Source organism: Chitinophaga pinensis (assembly GCF_007896845.1).
In the GTDB taxonomy this organism is placed as follows: domain Bacteria; phylum Bacteroidota; class Bacteroidia; order Chitinophagales; family Chitinophagaceae; genus Chitinophaga; species Chitinophaga pinensis_C.
The window spans coordinates 70,616-89,920 of record NZ_VOHS01000002.1; the positions used below are offsets into that span (position 1 = coordinate 70,616).

Annotated in this window: 15 protein-coding genes; 10 read left to right on the forward strand and 5 right to left on the reverse strand. The window is 46.0% G+C overall.

Annotation, left to right across the window (positions count from 1 at the left end; genetic code table 11):
- Positions 1-9: 9 nt before the first annotated feature.
- Positions 10-1,602 (forward strand): ATP-dependent DNA ligase, encoded by a 1,593-nt coding sequence (locus FEF09_RS02260; RefSeq protein ID WP_146303480.1) that lies wholly within the window; start codon positions 10-12, stop codon positions 1,600-1,602.
- 81 nt (positions 1,603-1,683) lie between these two features.
- The gene (locus FEF09_RS02265; protein ID WP_146303481.1) at positions 1,684-2,187 is read left to right on the forward strand and encodes an Lrp/AsnC family transcriptional regulator; all 504 of its coding nucleotides are present in this window, start codon (positions 1,684-1,686) and stop codon (positions 2,185-2,187) included.
- On the opposite strand, the gene FEF09_RS02270 is transcribed toward FEF09_RS02265, so the two are convergent.
- On the reverse strand, positions 2,184-2,777 hold the full coding sequence (locus tag FEF09_RS02270) for a hypothetical protein (protein ID WP_146303482.1): 594 nt from the start codon (positions 2,775-2,777) through the stop codon (positions 2,184-2,186). The two genes, FEF09_RS02265 and FEF09_RS02270, sit on opposite strands and share 4 nt — an antisense overlap.
- Positions 2,778-2,849: 72 nt before the next feature.
- Here FEF09_RS02270 and FEF09_RS02275 point away from each other — a divergent pair, with 72 nt between their 5' ends.
- The 4 genes from FEF09_RS02275 (at position 2,850) to FEF09_RS02290 (ending at position 8,035) form a co-directional block, all read left to right on the forward strand.
- Positions 2,850-3,896, forward strand: coding sequence for an LD-carboxypeptidase (locus FEF09_RS02275; RefSeq protein ID WP_146303483.1), 1,047 nt, complete (start codon positions 2,850-2,852; stop codon positions 3,894-3,896).
- Positions 3,897-3,996: 100 nt separating this feature from the next.
- On the forward strand, positions 3,997-6,459 hold the full coding sequence (locus FEF09_RS02280; protein ID WP_146303484.1) for a ligase-associated DNA damage response DEXH box helicase: 2,463 nt from the start codon (positions 3,997-3,999) through the stop codon (positions 6,457-6,459).
- Between the two features lie 32 nt (positions 6,460-6,491).
- Positions 6,492-7,139: a ligase-associated DNA damage response endonuclease PdeM gene (gene pdeM / locus FEF09_RS02285; RefSeq protein WP_146303485.1), complete on the forward strand. Its 648-nt coding sequence runs from the start codon at positions 6,492-6,494 to the stop codon at positions 7,137-7,139.
- The gene (locus FEF09_RS02290; RefSeq protein ID WP_146303486.1) at positions 7,139-8,035 is read left to right on the forward strand and encodes a histone deacetylase; all 897 of its coding nucleotides are present in this window, start codon (positions 7,139-7,141) and stop codon (positions 8,033-8,035) included. Before pdeM ends, FEF09_RS02290 begins: the two co-directional genes overlap by 1 nt.
- Before the next feature lie 435 nt (positions 8,036-8,470).
- On the opposite strand, the gene FEF09_RS02295 is transcribed toward FEF09_RS02290, so the two are convergent.
- A complete protein-coding gene (locus FEF09_RS02295; RefSeq protein ID WP_146303487.1) occupies positions 8,471-9,223 on the reverse strand; it encodes an XRE family transcriptional regulator in 753 nt (250 codons plus the stop codon).
- A 124-nt stretch (positions 9,224-9,347) separates the two neighbouring features.
- Between FEF09_RS02295 and FEF09_RS02300 the strand changes: the two genes are divergently transcribed.
- Entirely contained in the window at positions 9,348-9,806 is a 459-nt protein-coding gene (locus FEF09_RS02300; RefSeq protein WP_146303488.1) for a hypothetical protein, read from the forward strand.
- 89 nt (positions 9,807-9,895) lie between these two features.
- Here FEF09_RS02300 and FEF09_RS02305 read toward each other — a convergent pair whose 3' ends face one another.
- A complete protein-coding gene (locus FEF09_RS02305; RefSeq protein WP_186774164.1) occupies positions 9,896-10,573 on the reverse strand; it encodes an SdpI family protein in 678 nt (225 codons plus the stop codon).
- Positions 10,574-10,770: 197 nt separating this feature from the next.
- Here FEF09_RS02305 and dinB point away from each other — a divergent pair, with 197 nt between their 5' ends.
- The 3 genes from dinB to FEF09_RS02320 all read left to right on the forward strand — a co-directional run bounded on the left by dinB (position 10,771) and on the right by FEF09_RS02320 (position 16,754).
- Positions 10,771-11,985 carry a DNA polymerase IV gene (gene dinB, locus FEF09_RS02310; RefSeq protein WP_146303490.1) on the forward strand — a complete coding sequence of 405 codons (1,215 nt, stop codon included), beginning with the start codon at positions 10,771-10,773 and terminating at the stop codon, positions 11,983-11,985.
- Positions 11,986-11,995: 10 nt separating this feature from the next.
- Positions 11,996-14,944 (forward strand): DNA polymerase III subunit alpha, encoded by a 2,949-nt coding sequence (locus tag FEF09_RS02315; protein ID WP_146303491.1) that lies wholly within the window; start codon positions 11,996-11,998, stop codon positions 14,942-14,944.
- Between the two features lie 205 nt (positions 14,945-15,149).
- Positions 15,150-16,754, forward strand: coding sequence for a hypothetical protein (locus tag FEF09_RS02320; protein ID WP_146303492.1), 1,605 nt, complete (start codon positions 15,150-15,152; stop codon positions 16,752-16,754).
- 77 nt (positions 16,755-16,831) lie between these two features.
- Here the strand turns inward: FEF09_RS02320 and FEF09_RS02325 are convergent, their stop codons facing one another.
- Positions 16,832-18,154: an aspartate kinase gene (locus FEF09_RS02325; protein WP_146303493.1), complete on the reverse strand. Its 1,323-nt coding sequence runs from the start codon at positions 18,152-18,154 to the stop codon at positions 16,832-16,834.
- Between the two features lie 77 nt (positions 18,155-18,231).
- A complete protein-coding gene (locus FEF09_RS02330; RefSeq protein ID WP_146303494.1) occupies positions 18,232-19,305 on the reverse strand; it encodes an Ldh family oxidoreductase in 1,074 nt (357 codons plus the stop codon).

Consider the following 19,305-nt stretch of genomic DNA (forward strand, 5'->3'; position numbering starts at 1 on the left):
AGTCAGGTTATGAAAGAATTTGCCACACTCATCAGAATATTGAGCAACAGTACCAAAACCAACGAGAAACTGGATGCGCTCAGCAAATACATGGCCACCGCCGATGCAGCCGACAGGTTGTGGGTACTGGCACTCTTTACCGGGCGCCGGCCCAAACGTACCGTCAATGCAACACAACTCAGTAACTGGTGCCTGCAGATGACCGGTTTACCTGCCTGGCTATATGAAGAGTGTTATCATACTGTGGGAGATCTGGCAGAAACCATTGCATTACTATTGCCTCCCGGAAAAAGCATTTCGGTGCATCCCCTGCATTACTGGATTGACCAGCTGATACAACTGGAAAAAGCGGAAGAAACCACTAAACAGACCTTTATCCTCAAAGCATGGGAAGAACTGGATACCAGCGAACGCTTTGTATTTAATAAACTGATCACTGGCGGCTTCCGTATCGGGGTATCACAGAAGATGATGGTGAATGCGCTGGCAGATACCTATGATATACCGGCGGCTACTATTTCGCATATGATCAGCGGTAACTGGGATCCCCAGAAAACCACCATGGAGGCATTATTAAACGAAAATATCACAGAAGCGGACGCTTCCAAACCTTTTCCGTTTTATCTCGCTTATGCCCTTGAAACAGGCCCTGCTGAACTGGGAACGCCTGAACAATGGCAGGCCGAATGGAAATGGGATGGTATCCGCGGACAGATCATCAAACGCAACGGACAGTTATTTGTGTGGTCCCGTGGGGAAGAGCTGATCACGGAAAAGTTTCCGGAATATCAACCCTTACTGGAATTGCTGCCGGAAGGCACGGTACTGGACGGAGAAATCCTGACCTACGCCAATGGCTTTCCACTACCTTTTCAAACCCTGCAGACGCGCATCGGCCGAAAGAATGTTACCCGTAAACAATTACAGGAAGCACCCGTTGCCTTTCTGAGTTATGACCTGCTGGAATGGGAAGGACAGGATATCCGGACGACTGCCCTGCAGGAACGCCGCGAGTTATTGGAACAACTGGTGGAAAAGATCAATCATCCTGCCCTTCGCCTCTCTCCTGCCATTACTTTTCATGACTGGGGCGAACTGGCGGCGTTTCGCCTGCAGGCAAGAGAAAAAGGCAGCGAGGGACTGATGCTGAAAAAGCTGGACTCCGCCTATCAGGTGGGGCGTAAAAGAGGAGACTGGTGGAAGTGGAAAATAGATCCGCTGACGATAGATGCGGTCATGATATATGCGCAGAAAGGACATGGCCGACGATCCAACTTATACACAGACTACACTTTTGCTGTTCGCGATGGGGATCAACTGGTGTCATTTACAAAAGCTTATTCCGGTCTGACAGACAAAGAGATCAATGAAGTGGATAACTGGGTAAAGCGGAATTCCCTTGAGAAGTTTGGTCCGGTGAGAACAGTGAAACCGGAGCTGGTTTTTGAGATCGGTTTTGAAGGGATTGCGGCCTCCAACAGGCATAAATCCGGTGTGGCCTTGCGTTTTCCCCGGATATTACGTTGGCGGAAGGATAAACCGGTAGCTGAGATCAACACACTCACTGATTTACAGCAACTACTGCAAATGCACAAACAATAAGAAAAAGGCAGGGATTATTGAATCAAATTAGTATATTGTACTTAATATTGCATTCTAATTGGAACATTATTCTATACTGATATGAACAACCTGGGCAATAACAAAAAAGACAGTACCACCGACAACATTGCGCTGGATGAAAAGGATATAGCAATTCTGCAATTGCTGGAAGAAGATGCAAAGATGACTATCCGTGACCTGGCAGCAAAGCTGAACCTGAGTGCGACCCCTGTCTATGAACGTATCCGTAAAATGGAGCAGGCTGGCGTTATCAGGCAGTATGCAGCAATCGTTGACCCCAGCAAGATCGACAAAGCCCTGACTGTATTATGTTATATCTCCCTTAAAGAACATGGTAAAAAGGCAGGTTCCAAATTTATCAAAGAAATTACCTCATTCCCGGAAGTCATGGAATGTCTGAATATCTCCGGTCAGTTTGATTTCATGCTCAAAGTGCAGGTAAAAGACATGCTCGCCTACCATGAGTTTAATGTCAACAAGCTAGGCGAGCTGGATAATATCCGTCACATGGAGAGTGTGTTTGTGATGTCAGTCATCAAGGCGACACACAGAGTGGTATATTAATTTTGTAATTGTCTGAGGCCTTCATATCCGGGGAAGAGGATATAAGCATTCACATTTTCTCCTTTGGGGTGTACCGTAATGGCAGAACAGATTTCTTTTCTGCCTTTCTCGGCTGTCATTTCAAAAGCGATACCGGAGTTACGCACGTCGTATACGGTGATCTTCTTTCCCCTTACCCTGTCTTCATACTGTGCGACCACTTTTATAGCAGGGAACAGTTTTTTGATCTCGATGTAAGCGCTACCGACTTTTAATCCCCTTGACGTTTTAAAGGAAGCGGTATTTACACGTACCTGTTTTACGACCATCGCTTCTTTACCATCTGCTTCTTCTCTCACGGAGTAGACAGCGAGGAATCTGGAGGAGTCAATACTATCATCTTTTTTGCGACTGTACCAAAAGCTCCATGCTTTTCCCATAGCGGCGTCTCCACCATCTGCATTGCCAAGCTCTTTGGACATCTCTTCTACTTTTTCCCCCAGTTTTGTATTCCCGATATATTCACCAGGCTGGATCTTCCACGCGTTCTGTGCAAAGGCCGGCACCGTCATGATCATACATGCCGCCGCAAGAAAGTAAAGGTGTTTCATAGTAATTCTTTTACACAAAGAAAGACAAAAAACAGGCCACTTCCTTATTCAAATAATGCTTACTTTCCTGTTATGAATCGCAAACATTTCCTGTCAGCTCTGGCCACCACCGCGGGGCTTACCACTTTCCCCGCACTGACACGTTTACAACAGGCCGCTGCAGCATTACCCCTACATGAAGAAAGACTGCTGATCCCTCCCTACCTTAAACCGGGTGACCTGATCGGCATTACCTGCCCTGCCGGACATATTACACTGGAAGAAATTAAACCGGCTATCCGCATTATGGAGAGCTGGGGCTTTAAAATACGTATAGGTACTACCGTTAATAAAGCAGATTTCAGCTTTGGCGGTACGGATAAAGAGCGCCAACAGGATCTGCAGGCAATGCTCGACGATCCATCCATAAAAGCCATCATGTGTGCACGGGGTGGTTATGGCAGCGCGCGTATTGTAGACCAGCTTGACTTTTCTCACTTTATACAACAGCCTAAATGGGTGATCGGTTTCAGTGATATCACCGTATTACATTGTCATATCAATCGCCTGTATGGCATTGCGACACTGCATTCTAAAATGTGTAACAGTTTCCCTGATGACTATAACAAAGCAGAACCAATCGTACAACAAACCATCTCTTCCATCAGAGATGCATTGATCGGGCAACAACTGCATTACACCACCTTCTCTGACTCCCGCAACAGAACAGGCATTGCCAAAGGTGTACTCATAGGTGGTAATCTGTCTATGATCCAGAGTGTACTGGCCACTCATTCAGAAGTGGATACCATCGGCAAAATACTGTTCCTCGAAGAGGTGGGTGAATACCTGTACAGCCTTGACCGCATGTTTAACAGTCTGCAGCGTGCGCAGAAACTCGACCATCTCGCAGGACTGATCATCGGAGGTTTCAACCGTATCAAACCAGACGATCCGGGAGAAGAATTCGGACGCACCGTCTATGATATCGTGATGGAGAAAGTAAAGGATACTACCTATCCGGTGTGCTTTGGATTTCCGGTAGGACATCAGAAAGATAACTATGCGTTGAAGTGTGGTATTATGCATCAGCTGCAGATAAGTAAAGATGAAGTACGGCTGGATGAACTCAGAGGATAAATACTGGGTTGTTATTACGCAGACCCCATTTCCGGCATAACCGCCAATATCCAAAAGCAGCTTTGCCCATTTCTCCGTTTTTCACTAATTTCATCAACTGATGAAAAACAAAGCGCGTGGATGGCAGGTGATTACAGAATGGCTGGCTGCAAGAGACAGAAAGCCCTTTACTTTCCAGGAAGAAGCCTGGAAATATTACATGCAGGGCAAATCAGGCCTTGTCAACGCCCCTACCGGTTACGGTAAAACCTTCTCACTTTTTCTGGGTGTGGTAATCGACTGGATCAATAAACATCCGGAGGATTATCAGCAAAAAACAAAGAATGGTCTGCAGATGCTGTGGATCACTCCGCTACGTGCACTGGCAAAAGACATTGCCCGTGCGATGGAGGAGGTATTGCAGGAACTCAATATGCCATGGCAGGTAGGCATCCGTAGTGGGGATACGCCTATTGCTACGCGTCAGCAGCAAAAGAAGATGATGCCGGAGATCCTGCTCATCACACCAGAAAGTCTGCACCTGCTGATGGGCCAAAAAGAATATCCCAAAGTCTTTACACACCTGACGACTGTTGTTGCAGATGAATGGCATGAGTTGCTGGGCAGCAAACGCGGCGTTATGGTGGAACTGGGGCTTAGCAGGCTCCGTGGATTGGCTAAAAAGGCAGGTCGTCCGCCACTAAAGGTATGGGGTATATCCGCGACGATCGGCAATCTTGATGAAGCACTGGATGTACTGCTCGGTCAGCCGGATCAGGAGGCGGTCATTGTACGCGCGAAACTGGATAAGAAGATCGAATTGCAAAGCATCTTACCAGATGAAATTGAAAAGTTTCCGTGGGCTGGTCATTTAGGCACCAAATTGCTGTATAAGGCGCTGCCGGTGATTATGAACAGCAAGACGACACTCATATTCACGAATGTACGTTCCCAGACGGAGATCTGGTATCAGGAAATATTAAGACAATGCCCTGAACTGGCAGGCGCTATTGCCATCCACCATGGTTCCATTGATATGGAATTACGCGTGTGGGTGGAAGAGGCATTACATACCGGTGTATTGAAAGCGGTAGTTTGTACATCCAGTCTCGACCTTGGCGTAGACTTCCGGCCGGTAGATACTGTTATTCAGGTGGGTAGTCCGAAGGGAGTCGCCCGTTTTCTGCAACGTGCAGGCCGAAGCGGTCACCAGCCGGGAGCCACCAGTAAAATATGGTTCCTGCCTACCCACAGTCTGGAACTGGTAGAAGCGGCCGCGTTGAAAGCAGCTATGGAAGAACAGCTGGTAGAAAGCCGCATACCGATCGTATTAGCTTACGACGTCTTGCTGCAATACCTGATGACATTGGGCATTTCTGATGGGTTTCATGCGACTGAAATATGGGAGGAAATTACCAATACCTTCTGTTTCCGTGATGTTACAGAAGACGAATGGGCATGGATGCTGGCATTTCTAAGCACTGGCGGAGACGCACTTTACAGCTATGATGAGTTCAAAAAGCTGGAGAGGGAAGGTGACTTTTTCATCTGCCGGAGCCGTATGCTGGCGATGCGCCACCGGCTGCATATCGGTACGATTGTGAGTGATGCCATGTTGAAAGTGAAATTCATGAGTGGCGGTTTCATTGGCATGATAGAAGAATGGTTTGTTGCCCGTCTGCAACCCGGAGATGCATTCAGTCTCGGCGGACGTACACTGGAATTTGTCATGATCAAAGACATGACAGTACTGGTACGTAAATCCAATGCCAAACGGGCGATTGTACCCAGCTGGATGGGAGGACGTTTACCCCTTTCAGCCAATCTGGGTAAAATGTTGCGCCGCACTTATAACGAAGCATTATCCGGCAGATCCGACATGCCGGAGATCAAAATATTACAGCCGCTGTTTGATCTGCAGGAACAATTGTCTCACATACCCAAAGACAATGAACTGCTGATCGAAATGATCACCACCCGTGATGGGTATCACATGTTCGTCTATCCCTTTGAAGGACGACTGGTACATGAAGTAATGGCGGCACTGCTGGCCTATCGTATCAGTAAGCGACAACCCATCACCTTTTCCATGGCCATGAATGATTATGGTTTTGAACTGTTGTCAGATCAGCCTATTCCTGTAAGTGAAGGCGATGTGCATGATCTTTTCTCATTGGAGAATCTGACCCTTGACCTGCAGGCCAGTGTGAACTCAACAGAAATGGCGCGCAGGAAGTTCAGGGACATTGCAGTCATTGCGGGACTGATCTTTCAGGGATATCCCGGTAAACATAAAGCCAGCCGGCATCTGCAATCATCGGCGTCTTTATTATTCAATGTGTTCAAGGATTATGATCCGCAGAACCTGCTGTTACGACAGGCATTCAATGAGGCCTTTTTCTATCAGATGGAAGAAGCCCGTTTACGGGAAAGTCTGGACCGTATTTACAACAGCAATATCATCATTACAGAACCGGAAAGTCTGACCCCTTTCTGCTTCCCGATAAAAGTCGATAGTTTAAGAGAAAACCTGACCAGCGAAAAACTGGAGGACAGGATCAAAAAAATGCGTCCGCAGTTTTAGTTTTGCAGGGATAATGTAGTTTTACCGAAGATATGGAGGATGTGATTTACAGATACCAGGACCAGACCTGGCATTTATCGCCACACAGGGCTATTTTCTGGCAGGAAGAACAGGCGTTGATAGTATCAGATCTGCATCTGGGGAAAGGCACACATTTCAGGAAAGCAGGGATCGCCGTTCCTGCCAATATCGGGCAGAATGACCTGTACCGGCTGCAGCTGCTGATTACTGCTTACAACCCGTCACAGATTATCATTGTAGGCGATATGTTTCATAGTCGCGAAAATAATGACGTCGCCTATTTCAGGCTTTGGCGGCAGCAGTTTGGCAATATCTCTTTCAAACTGGTAAAAGGCAATCACGATATATTGCCCGATGCTGTATATGCTACATTGAATCTCGAGGTGTTTGATACGCTGTGTATCCGTGATATACATTTTGTGCATGAGCCTTGCGAAGAAGGCGATACACCCGGCTATACTTTTTCCGGTCACCTGCACCCCGGTGTGGTGGTAGCCGGCGCCGGCAGACAACGTTTGCGGCTACCCTGCTTCTACTTCGGGAAACATTGCAGCATATTACCTGCTTTCGGCCGTTTTACGGGCCTCGCTACCTTAGAACCTGCACTTGATGAGGCAGTATTTGTTATTGCTGAAAACAGCGTCTTAAAAGTCAATTAATGCTGGTTGCCTACGATCCCATATTTGCACATCCGCTTCCTGAAGGTCATCGCTTTCCAATGGTCAAATATGAACTGATTCCTGCACAGTTGCTACGGGAGGGTATTATCAGTGAACAGCAGCTACATATACCCGCTCCGGCTGAAGAAGCCACTATCCTGCTGACACATACTGCCCATTACTGGCACCAGCTGCAATATCAGACATTATCTGATAAGGAACAAAGACGTATTGGTCTGCCGCAATCCCCCGCATTAACCTTACGGGAGATCGTCATCAGTCAGGGTACGATCGATTGTGCATTACATGCCATGGAACACGGTGTTGCTTTGAATGTGGCTGGCGGTACACATCATGCCTTTGCAGACCGTGGAGAAGGGTTTTGCCTGCTGAATGATTTTGCTATCGCTTCAAACTATCTGCTGCATCAGCAACTCGTAAAGAAGGTACTGATCATTGATCTGGATGTACATCAGGGAAATGGTACTGCGGCATTATTTGAAGGCAGACCAGAAGTATATACCTTCAGTATGCATGGTGCGCATAATTATCCTTTTCATAAAGAAGTATCCGATTGGGATGTCCCCTTACCGGATGGTATGAATGATGCCGATTATCTGCGTACATTAGGTGAGTGTCTTCCTGTACTGATCAATAAAGTAAAACCTGATATTGTTTTTTATCTGTCGGGAGTGGATATCCTGCAAACAGACCGGTATGGAAAATTGCAGGTAACGCATGAAGGTTGCCGCAGACGGGATGAAATGGTGTTTCAGCTGTTAAAGCAGCACGGTATTCCTTGTGCGGTAGCTATGGGAGGAGGATATTCCACAGAGATCAGGGATATTGTGAATGCACATTGTAATACGTTCAGAGCTGCGGCTGAAATCTGGTGATTGTTTAGTTATTATGCAGCGGTACATTGGTATCAAATACCTGTTTAGATATTAATTGTACAGTCATGTACTGTTGCTGACAGCGCAATTGTCATCGGTCTATTGTTTGTTATAAACCAGTTCTCCCTTTCGATAAGTGCATCTGCATTAACACAGACCATCTAACGCATCCATCTTTTCTATCCGCAACATCAAATCATTACTTCCGGTGTACATTATCATACATACTAATTCCAGCCTGCCAACAAATACACCTGCCACATCACTCTTTCTATCCACAAAATCAAATCATTACTGCCAATCCACATCACACGCAAACAAAACGGCGAATGACTATCTGCAATCAGATAACCATTCGCCGTTAATATTTTCAACGAATCATTTCACAAGCTGTGGGGTTACTACGAACATTGCTGTTGAAAACTCAGTCCATCATCAGTCTTTAATACGCTTTTTCAGCATACTCACCTGATCCTGCAGATGGCTCACCATATCAGCCAGATGATTTACACTAAGACGGCTCTGCTGACCACTTTTACTGATAACAGCATCTGATTGCCAGAGTTCCAGTACATCTTCCATACCAACAGCATAAGGTTCATACTGCGGGTTATCAGACACAAGTGTCAGCTTATTTTTACTACGGTTGGTTTTCAGCACGCGCTTGTACACAATACCTTCGCGATTCGTCACAACGATATAAGCTTCATTATTACGGATCTCTTCCCAGCCATCTACTTTGTGACATACGATCACAGAACCGGAAGGCGTTGGCAGCATGGAATCTCCTGCTATTTCAAAAGCCCTGTAATTACCGGCGCCCATCATAGGTAAAGTGAAAGTATTCAGCTCTTCGATAAATTCATCATCGTTATAGCCGGCGAGATAACCAGCTGCTGCTTTTACGGGTACGAACTCAATCACCTGACGGTCGCTGCCCATTTTCTGCTGCCTGCGTTTTTCAAGGAAGCTTTCCTTCTGAGAGCCTACATCGCGACGTAACAAATCATCAATGGATATACGGAACATGTCACTGACCAGTTCCAGTACTTCTGTGCGGGGTTCTGCGCGTTCTTCTTCGTAAGCACCGAGCAGAGAGCGTTTGATACCTAATTTATCGGCAAACTCCTGCTGCGTCCAGCCTTTCTGCTTGCGCAGGAACTTCAGATTGCGGCATACTATGGACATAATCTAAATAATTTAGTACATTACTAACAAAATTAGCATATAATTTTATAATTACCAAATATATTCCGGTAAGCTTAACTTATTTTTGCCCCGTAAAATCGTAAAATCCAACTCAATATTTATTATGGACACCTTGGTAACTATTCACTCGCTGTTAAGATGGGCAATTGTGTTGACCGGTATATGGGCAATCATCCGCGCAATAAAAGGCGTTAGTGGCAATTCAGCTTACACCGGCGCTGATAAAAAAGCAGGCCTTTTCTTTATGATCTCTCTCGATATTCAGTTATTGGTAGGGCTCGTACTGTATTTCATCAGCCCAATGGCGATGAAAGCATTTCAATCAATGGGTGGAGAAGTAATGCGCCAGGCGCCATACCGTTACTTCGCCGTAGAACACGCTTTTGCAGCTATCATAGCTATCGCTCTTGTACACATCGGCCGTTCTAAAGTAAAGAAAGCAACTTCTGATGCACAGAGACACAAACTGTCCCTGATATTCTTCCTGCTTGCGCTGGTTATTCTGGCTGCACGCGTTCCATGGCCATGGACAGCAATGGGTGCCGGCAGAGGATGGTTCTAATCTGAGCACATAACAAAACATAAAAGCAGAAGCCGCCTCCGGACAATTGGGGCGGCTTCTGCTTTTTATTTGTAGACCACTTTTTGCTGCTATCCCTTATCTGTATAGAAAAGACGATAAGAGTAAATGTATGGCAACGCTGCCAGTATCCCCCCTATGAAAATCAACAGGAAGGTACCTGTTACCACCGGCAGGAAGAATCCGGCAACAATGGTCGCAGCACCGGTACATACCCATAGTGTACCCGCAAATGCATGTGTTTCCCGCCAGATTTCCTCGCTTTTTAATGTCCAGGGTGTCCTTACCCCAACAAAATAGTTAGGCTCTACCTTACGCAGGAAAAGGCCAATTACACCGATTAGCAGCCCCGTACCCGTAAATACCCAGCGCTCTATTACAAACGGATGTCCCTGACTGGCCATAAAAATGATCGCAGCCGTAAAGATTGCCAGATAAATGTGGATCATAAACCGGATCTGATAGTATTTCCGCTGGAATAACGTCATCTCCTGATGATGGAGATCGGTCTCGTCTTCCACATGCGGAATGTACCTGAACAAAAAGTATAACAATAGATTAGTAAGGAATAAAAAGGTCATCAGTAAAAGAAAGTCCCCCTTGCTGCCAACGCGGTCTGCCACTCCATTTACACTGAAGTTAGTCGGCATAACACCCGGTAGGGAAGGCCAGATGATTCCCAGATAAACCATCGGCAACACCAATAATAACAATAACAGCAGCTCCTGGCCAATATCAGGCTTTTTCATGAGAAAGTGTTTTGTTTGAAAGTATGTGGTCAAATAGCGTACCCGCATATTGTACCCTTATAAATAACCATTACCTCCGCCAATTTGTTATTAATTGTTAATCCTGCTAATAAAATTAGTATCGACTAAAATTATTAGTAAATTTGTCACATATGAGGGTTCACAGGGATCATCATTCATGACCATTATTAACTTGTATGATTTCTTTGCAACACAGGTCCATCGCTCATTTTGACATGGACAGCTTCTTCGTATCAGTGGAGTGCAGGGACGATAACAGCCTGAAAGGAAAACCACTGCTGGTCGGAGGTATGAGTGATCGGGGCGTAGTGGCTGCCTGCAGCTACGAAGCCCGCCGCTATGGTATTCACTCTGCCATGCCGATGAAGGTTGCACTTAAATTATGTCCGCACGCCATTGTCAGAAGAGGCGACGTGGAAAAATACAGCCAGATCTCCCGGGAAGTAACCGGACTCATAGCTGATAAAGCGCCCCTGTATGAGAAATCATCCATAGACGAGTTCTATCTCGACCTTACCGGTATGGACAAATTCTTCGGTTCCATGAAATGGACCGCCGAGCTACGCCAGCATATTATGCGGGAAACCCAACTGCCCGTTTCCTTCGGACTCGCATCCAATAAAATGATCTCCAAAGTGGCTACCAATGAGGCTAAACCAAATGGTCAGCTGGAAATCCTCTTTGGAAATGAAAAGTCTTTCCTCGCACCGATGCCGGTGGAAAAACTCCCCATGGTGGGTAAGGAAACAGCCAGCCAGCTGCGCCGCCGCGGAGTAGAAACCGTAAAAACCCTGAGTGAAATACCGCTCTCCCTGCTGGAAGCATGGCTGGGGAAGAATGGTATCTCCCTATGGAACAAAGCCAATGGTATCGATGAATCTCCCGTTGTCCCCTACCACGAACAAAAATCTATTTCTACCGAAAATACCTTCCATACCGACACCATCGATATGCAGTTCATACATGCAGAACTTGTACGTATGACGGAGAAAATAGCCTTCGAACTCAGGCAACAGGACAAACTCACCGGTTGCGTGACCGTCAAGATCCGTTACTCCGATTTCGAGACCGTTACCAAACAGATGACCATCCCCTATTCCAGCAGCGATCATGTGCTATTGGAAAAGGTAAAGGAACTGTTTACCAAACTATATGACAGAAGATTGCTGATCCGTCTGATAGGGGTACGTTTCAGTCACCTCGTACATGGCAACCACCAGATCAGTCTGTTCGATGATACACAGGAAATGATCTCCCTGTATCAGGCCATAGACAATATCAAAAACCGCTTCGGATGGCAATACCTGATGCGGGGCACCAATGCAGTTCCCCCATCGAAAAAAGCAGACGTAAAACAGCGGGATATCATGCCTTATCCAAAAGTGAGATAAACCAACGCTTATGTATCTGAACTGCAAAACTTTCTTCAGCCTCCGCTATGGCACCATCGATACAAAAGATCTGGTGAAAACAGCCCGGCAGATGGGAATCACCTCGCTGGCACTCACTAATATCAATATCACTTCAGATACCTGGAACTTCGTAAAAGAATGTCAGGAGAATGGAATAAAACCTATTATCGGACTGGAATGCAGGAATGATCATGACCTTAAATACATCCTGTTGGCCCGCAATATGGAAGGATGGTTTTATATCAGCAGATTTCTGTCTGATCATCTGCATAAAAATCTCCCTTTTCCTGATCGCGCACCCGCTTTTCCCGGTGTGTTTGCTATTTATACGTGGAATACTGTTCCATTACAAGACCTTTATGAACATGAACTTGTCGGTATCCGCAAGCGGGATATCAACAAACTATTCCGGATAGATACGCTCTCCTTTCAGGATAAACTCGTCATCCTCCATCCTGTCACTTTTCAGGATGCAGATCACTACCAGCTCCATCGCATATTGCGTGCTGTCGATCAGAATATCCTGATCAGTCAGTTGCAGGACCATACCGCCGCACACGCGGATGAAATGTTTGTATCTCCGGCATCGCTGTTTGACAGCTTTGAACAATATCCGCATATCATCAGCAATACCGTGCGTATTATGGACGCCTGTCAGATCAGCTTCGACTTCAAATCCCCCCGTAATAAAAAGTATTTTACCACCAGTGAAGCAGCAGATCATGCACTCCTGCGTAAACTCGCGTATGAGGGCATGCTCGAACGTTACGGACCGGATAACGCAGAAGCAAAAGAGCGTATTGAAAAAGAACTGGACGTAGTACAAGGTCAGCATTTCAATGGTTATTTCCTTATCACATGGGATATCATCCGCTATGCACAGGACCGTGGATTTTTCTATGTAGGCCGGGGTAGCGGCGCCAATTCCATTATCGCGTATTGCCTGAAAATAACGGACGTCGATCCTATAGAACTGAATCTCTATTTTGAAAGATTCCTCAATCCCTATCGCAGTTCACCGCCTGATTTCGATATTGACTTCTCGTGGAAAGACAGAGATGAAATCATTGCGTATGTATTTAAAAAATATGGCACTACACATACCGCTCTCTTAGGCACAGTTACAACCTTTCAGCAAAACGCCACCATACGTGAACTGGGTAAGGTATATGGTTTGCCAAAACATGAAATCGATAAGATCCTTGATACGCCATTTAATCCTGATCTTTCCGGTGATAGTGTACAGCAGAAAATCCTGCGTTATAGTCAGCTGATGTCCAATGATAACAAAGCATTCCCTAATCACCTCAGCATTCATGCCGGGGGCATACTGATCAGTGAAGCGCCTATTCATCAACATTGCAGTACCTATCTTCCTCCTAAAGGATTCAGTACCGCACAACTGGATATGCATCAGGCAGAAGCCATCGGACTGTTTAAATTCGATATTCTCAGTCAGCGGGGTCTTGGACATATACGTGATGCAATCAGCATCATCAAAGAAAACAAAGGCGATGATATAGATATCCACAATGTAAAAGCATTCATGCGTGATGAACGTGTAAAACAGGCTTTGCAAACGGTCAATACCATCGGTTGCTTCTACATTGAATCTCCCGCCATGCGGCAGCTACTGCTGAAACTCGAATGCCACGATTACCTGACACTGGTAGCTGCCAGCTCCGTGATACGCCCCGGTGTAGCACAATCAGGTATGATGCGGCAATATGTGCATAACTATCGTCATCAGGAACAGGTGGTTTATCTCCACGAGATCGTCAAAGAAGTACTGAGCGAAACCTTCGGCATCATGGTCTATCAGGAAGATGTGATCAGGATCGTCAGCAAATACGCCAATATGGATCTCGCAGATGCAGACATCCTGCGCAGAGCAATGGCGGGTAAATACCGTGGTCAGGGAGATTTTCAAAAGATAGAACAACAGTTCTTTCACAACTGTAAAAAACTTGGCCGGCCAGATGCAGTGACTGCTGAGCTTTGGCGACAGATCGCCAGTTTCTCCGGGTTCTCTTTTTCAAAAGCACACTCTGCAAGTTTTGCGGTAGAAAGTTATCAGAGTTTGTATCTGAAGACGTACTATCCGGCCGAGTTTATGGTCGCAGTTATTAACAACTTCGGTGGCTTTTATAACAGGGAACTGTATTTCCGCGAACTACAAAAAACCGGCGTTACGATTAAACCACCCTGTATCAATAACAGTGATTATTACACGCGTATCAACAATGACGTTGTATACACAGGTTTTATTCATGTAGAAGGGCTGGAAGTAAAATGGATGGAACAGGTACTGGAAGAACGGCAACAATATGGTCCTTATGCCAGTCTGGAAGATTTCACTACCCGCATAGGACCACCACCGGAACAACTGGATATCCTCATCAGAATTGGCGCTTTTAACTTCGATACTTATACGAAGAAAGAACTCCTGTGGAAAAGCAGTCTGCTGTTAAAAGCAAAAGCGCCATATGCAGATCATATACAACCCTTGTTCCGGGAGGAATTACCAGACTGTCAGTTGCCCATGCTGGCTTATACAGCACATGAAAATGCATTTGAAGAAATCGCTTTGCTGGGCTTTCCTTTATGTTCTCCCTTTACCATTCTGCAGCACGACCAGAGCAGGTATATTACTGCGAATAATTTCAGACATTACACGGGACAAACCATCACTGCCCTCGGTTATATGGTCTGTACCAAAGGTATCCATACCAGCAAAGGCATTCCGATGAGTTTTGGGACGTTTATGGACGCAAACGGAGACTTTATTGACACTGTACACTTCCCGGATATCCTGCGTAAATATCCTTTCCAGAAAGGCGGTTTTTACATGCTACAGGGAAAGGTCACGGAAGAATATGGCGTATTCTCGATAGAGATCAGTTATATGCGGAAGATCGGCTATTTCGAAGACAAATAAAGGGTAATCAACTTACTATAGTAATTATTATATTTAATACAATATACTGATAATTGTTTTTTTACTATTTTTATTCCTCAGATCAGTATTCACGAAGAGGACAATTTTTAGTTCAAAAGGCAGGCCCTTAGTTTAATATTCTTATCATGCTGCATAAGAGTATTTATTCCCTATACCGCAGCATGAGCAAACGACCTATCAACCTATGCACAAAATTTTTACCGTAACTGTACTACTGTTACTGAGTCTCCGTCTGTCTGCACAACAGTCAGGTCCCGTTTCTGAACGTCCCGCTTATTTTATCTATACCGCCGGCGAGCGCACTGATAAAAAGCTGAAGGTACTTCTGATAAGCACCTATATTTACCGCGCTAAAAACTTCTCCTTTCCATCCGACAAGATCAGTATTGGCATGTCGCTGGATTTCAGCAGCACCATACTCCAGATAGAAAGGGATGAGAAGCTCTTTCCTGCGGATTATGACAATATCACATTCAGCGCTGTCAAGGTAAACGACTTATATGGTAATTATCAGCAGTGGAACGCGACGCACCAGTACCATGATGAAGTAACACAGCATGACAACTCTCTCAGCGCGCTGGAAAAAATACGTGTTGCTCTTATAAACGATTATCAGAAACATGGGTACCGTGTGTATCAGGTCAATTTTAGTCCGCAAACAAATGGCGCTAATCAAACAAGCTATAGCATCTATGATGAAAAAGCAGGTACCTACCGGAAAACTGAATTCGACAACCTGGAACCATTATCCCCCCTTTGGATACCTCCATTCAAAAAAGGCGATATCAAAGAGCAGCTTGCGCGCATTGGTGGTAGTGTTAGCAGTAGTCCGGGCGTATTGGTAATTGAAAGTACCGGTAAGTCGCAGCAAAACACCTCTAAGTCCAGCAAGAGTACTTCTTCTGGCAGCTCATCTTCAACAGACCCTGACAAATGGAAAAGGGAAGCCGATGCAAGAATGTGGGAAGCCGCCATGTTAGAAGCAAAAGGAGACACCCTATACAATATGGGCACCTTGTTTTACATGCAGGCACTCGAACAATACAATGCTGCGCAACGAGCTTTTCCTTCGGCCAGAGTACAGGCCAAAATTGATAACATCAATGCGCTCGCTAATTTTGCCAAGGCTTTGAATAATGGGATGAAACAGGTTGACGAAGGCGTCGAAAAACTCGATCCTCATAAAAAAACCCGGCATGCCTATTTCTTTGTTAATTATACAGGGCTGCTGTCTTCCTATAGTAAGATTGCAAATCCAAATGACCATGCCGCTAAGGGTGTTTTTTTAGGAGTAACCGGTCATCGTACGTTTTTCAGCTTTGAAGCCAGACTGGGGTATGTAGTTTCTCCGGTGTATGAGTATAATGTCATAGACGTGGAGAAACGACCTGCGGCAAATACCGTACGCATACAGCAGAATAGTGCAGCCCTCGGACTTTCTCTCGGATTAAATATCCCTATCCGGAATGTCGTTATATATGGTATGTATGGTTTCGAATGTATGATGACCACCGGTCAGAAGATATTAACTGCAGGCTATCATGTTGATGAAACACCAACTTATCCATACCTGCTCACGAAATTTACCTTTGGCACTACTTTCCGCATTCCCCGTACAAGGATCGGAATAGGCGTTCAATACAACCTGAACAGCATTACAGGAGAAGATGATGGTGCTTCAGCCATTATAGACGAGAAAGCACCAGCTGAGCACTATTATTTGTATTCAACCACAAACGAAAAATATAAATTCAATAACGGCGGCATTAGTTTTTGCTGGTCGTTTTAATCAGACAGACTATAATAAGAAATGCCGTCTCAGTAATCTGAGACGGCATTTCTTATTATAAACGTAGCAAGGCTTACTTAACCCAGGTTGAACAAACCTTTGTTCAGCAGCTGCAATGTTTTCTCTTTGTGTTGTCCACCGATCAGGATGGAGATGTTGTGACGGCTGCCACCATAAGAGATCATCCGTAAAGGAACTTCGTTCAGTGAATCGAAGATCTTCTTCAGGATAGAAGGAGTAGCCGCTACTTCATTACCTACGATAGATACAATGGTCTGGTGGTGATCCAGTTCAACAGAACCGAATGGCTGCAGTTCTTTCAGCAGCTGATCCAGCTGAGGTGTGTTTTCTATTGTCAGGGAAACAGCTACTTCAGAAGTAGTGATCATGTCAATAGGTACACGATATTTTTCGAACACTTCGAAGATCTTACGGAGGAAACCGTAAGCCAGCAACATACGGCTGGATTTGATCTTGATAGCGATGATACCGTCTTTGGCAGCGATAGCCTTCACACCGTCGCCGCTTGGCAATTCGGTAATGATGGTACCTTTTGCTTCCGGCTGCATAGTGTTCAGCAATTTCACCGGAATGTTGAAGTGCTGTGCAGGCCATATAGAAGCAGGATGCAGGATCTTGGCGCCGAAGTAAGCCAGTTCTGCAGCTTCATCAAAAGACAGTTGCTCGATCGGGAAGGTCTTTTTCACCACTCTTGGATCGTTATTGTGCATACCATCGATATCTGTCCAGATCTGTACTTCACTTGCCTGAATAGCTGCGCCGATCAGGGATGCTGAATAGTCGCTACCACCACGTTTCAGGTTGTCGATCTCGCCTCTTGAGTTGCGGCAGATATAACCCTGCGTAATGAAAACGGTCTCACCTTTATGTTTGTCCAGCAGGTTACCCAGCTTGATCTTGATTTTCGGAATTTCAGGCTCCTCATATTCATCGATGCTCATGAAATCCAGTGCTGACAACAGTACGGATTGCACACCAGCTTCTTCGAGGTATACGCTGAACAAGCGGGTTGACAGTAATTCACCTTGCGCCAGTATATCCTTATTCAGCGCTTCGTTGAAAGATATCTTAAGAATGATGTTCAGGAATTCGAAATGCTCGTCAACAACAGCGGTCGCCTTTGCACGAGGAGCGTCCTGCTTGACCAGGGCTTCGCAAAAAGTCCTGTAATGTGCTTCCAGCTTATCTATCTGGCCCTTTGCCTGTTCCTTCTTACCCTCAGAAAGGGATTGTCCGATTTCTACCAAAGCGTTGGTAGTACCGGATAACGCGGATAATACCACGATCTTGGGCGCGGTATCGGCAGTTACCAGACTGGCCACGGCATGCATACGTTCCGGTTTACCTACGGAAGTGCCACCAAATTTTAAGATCTTCATTACTGTTGAATTGTTATATGTTTGACTGGTACAAGATTGAGCGTAAAAAGCCGCAAGTTCGTGCCTTTATATCGACTTTAAAAATCCAATTTAAATTTCCCCGCTACTTCCTGCAGATCTTTCACCACCGGATCCAGTAACGGAATGCCGGACACTCTCCTCTCCTTCTCCATTTCCCGCTCCGGATCTCCCGGTATCAGCACCTGCTCACCGGCTACAGGCGTGGCCTGACGGAAGCGGGTGATCCATTTGTCCATGTGCTCCTTAAATTCATCTGCCGGACGGAAAGCGTCTACTCTCATTGCTCCCAGAAAATGTCCCAGCCCTTCTCCTACCGGATCTGGTGCCAGTGGCAGGAAGCTTACAAACGGAGGCGCCCAGGGGCCATAATTGGCGCCGGACAATACCGCCGAGAAAATATCTACGATCGCTCCCAGACAGTAGCCTTTGTGGCTACCATGATCACGATCGCCACCCAATGGCAACAATGCACCACCTGATTTAAGTTCATGTGGATTGGTACTGGAATGCCCCTCTTTGTCCTGAATCCACCCGGTAGGTGCTTCCTGACTTTTACGCTGGAGTATCTCCAGTTTACCATTGGCAGCGGTCGTCGTAGCAAAATCGGCCACAAATGCCGGTTGCTCTTTCGCCGGGATTGCTACCGCTATCGGATTGGTACCCAGCATACGCTCGGTGGAGAATGTCGGTGCTACCAGCGGACTGGCATTCGTCATCGCCATTCCGATCATATCCTTTTCCAAAGCCATCATTGCGTGCTGACCTGCAATACCGAAGTGATTGGAGTTCTTCACACTTACCCAGCCACTACCTACTGCAGCCGCCTTTTCAATGGCGACTTTCATAGCGAAAGGCGCTACCACCAGTCCGAGACCAGCATCGCCGTCAACTACTGCTGTGCTGGGCGTTTCGTGTACTACCCGTATGTTGGGCGTTGCGTTGATCCTGCCGGCTTCCCACAAACGTACATATCCGCTCAGGCGGGCTACTCCGTGAGAATCAATACCTCTCAGGTCAGCGGATAACAATACCTCGCTGGCCGTGTCGGCGTCCTGTGGAGAACAGCCCATTTTTATAAAAACCGCTCTGGTAAATTCCCGTAAATGGGGATAAGAGACTATCTGGCTCAT